We start from the raw sequence: 1,313 nt of genomic DNA, 5'->3' as shown, positions 1-1,313 counted from the left end.
TGTCGGGACCGTCAGATCGAGAGCGAAATCGCGATCGCCCTGCGAGGCTCGTCTCGCAGCGCCGGCAAATTGCCAGTCCGGAACGTCCAACAGTGAAGCCTTGGTTCCGTCGTCAGGAGCGCGCAAGAGAGGAGCCGAGTTCTTGTTGATCGCAGGCGTGGGATCTGCTGACGCCTCCCCGCGCGTCACCTGCGCCCGAGATGTCGTCGCGTCGGCTGAGGTCAGGGTCGGGCCGAGAGGCAAAGCGTCTAGTGTAGAGGATTCGCTCTGCGTCTGGAATCCGGCCCCGGTGCTTTGGAACTGAACATGGATGCCGGCGGGAATTGGTGGGATCTCCGGCTGGTCGCGGCCCGCTATCTCCAATTTCAGGATGTTGGCATCTTGGCTGGTAACAGTACCGCTGAGGTCGAAATCCGCGATCGAGACCGGATCGATCAAGGACCAGGCTGAGAAGCCCTGTCCTGGATTTGCTGCCGCCGTTGAGATTAGGTCGACGTCCGCCTTGGTGTATACCGCATCTCTGTTGGCGTCGCCGATATAGCCCACAATCTGCAGGGCATCGTCGCTGGTGATTGTTGTCGCCTTGCCGTTTACGCTTGCAACCGCGACATGCAGGACCTGGGTATCTCCATAGATCGCGGTGCTGGGCACGGACGCAGTGAGGGAGACGATATTCAGCGTGCCGCTTCGCAGTGCGCTGCTGCTGGAGACAGTCACGATGGCCTGCTTCGTCCCGTCAGATTTCAGGGTGCTGCCAAATGAGAGTTTCGTGCCCTTGGGAAGGTCGGCTCCGGCCGTTGCTCCAGTTATGGTGAGCATGGCCGGATCATAGTCCACAGTGAACACCAGCGACTTGACGCCGCCAAGGCTGCTGAAACTCACAGGCAGTCCGTTGGCGCGGGCGGGAACATCCACTTTCTGGCCCGGACCGCGCATGAAGTCGAACAGGCTGATAATGCCGTTTCCTACGCTCTTGACGTCGAAACCAGCGATAAAATCGTCGCCAGGAGTTCCATCGCGATTACCATCCAGGTCGTCGCGGCTGTCATGCAGGGCGTTCTCACCGCTTCGCAGCATAACACGGTAGTGGTCGAACGGAAGGATGCCACCGACATTGAGATCGGGTAGCTGTGCTGTCGCGGGATCCTTAGCCGTCGGATCTTGGCTGTGCTTTAACATCGATTCTGGGCTGGCGTTCTGGCTGCCATATTGCCGGATTGCTCCCGTCCGCAGGAAGGTGAAGCCTGCACCGTCATTGTCGATGACGATCGAACCGTCGATGCGCCCAACCCCCTGCCCGATCAGCATGACGT

Annotated in this window: 1 protein-coding gene; it reads right to left on the bottom strand. The window is 59.8% G+C overall.

All coding sequences use genetic code 11. From position 1 onward, the window contains the following. On the bottom strand, window positions 1-1,313 hold a 1,313-nt coding region (locus EN914_RS35720; protein WP_206527324.1), incomplete at both ends, for a cohesin domain-containing protein.

This window comes from Mesorhizobium sp. M7A.F.Ca.CA.001.08.2.1 (genome assembly GCF_003998455.1).
GTDB classification, from domain to species: domain Bacteria; phylum Pseudomonadota; class Alphaproteobacteria; order Rhizobiales; family Rhizobiaceae; genus Mesorhizobium; species Mesorhizobium ciceri.
The sequence above is the reverse complement of the archived record's forward strand: the minus strand, read 5'-3'. Positions and strand labels throughout refer to the sequence as shown.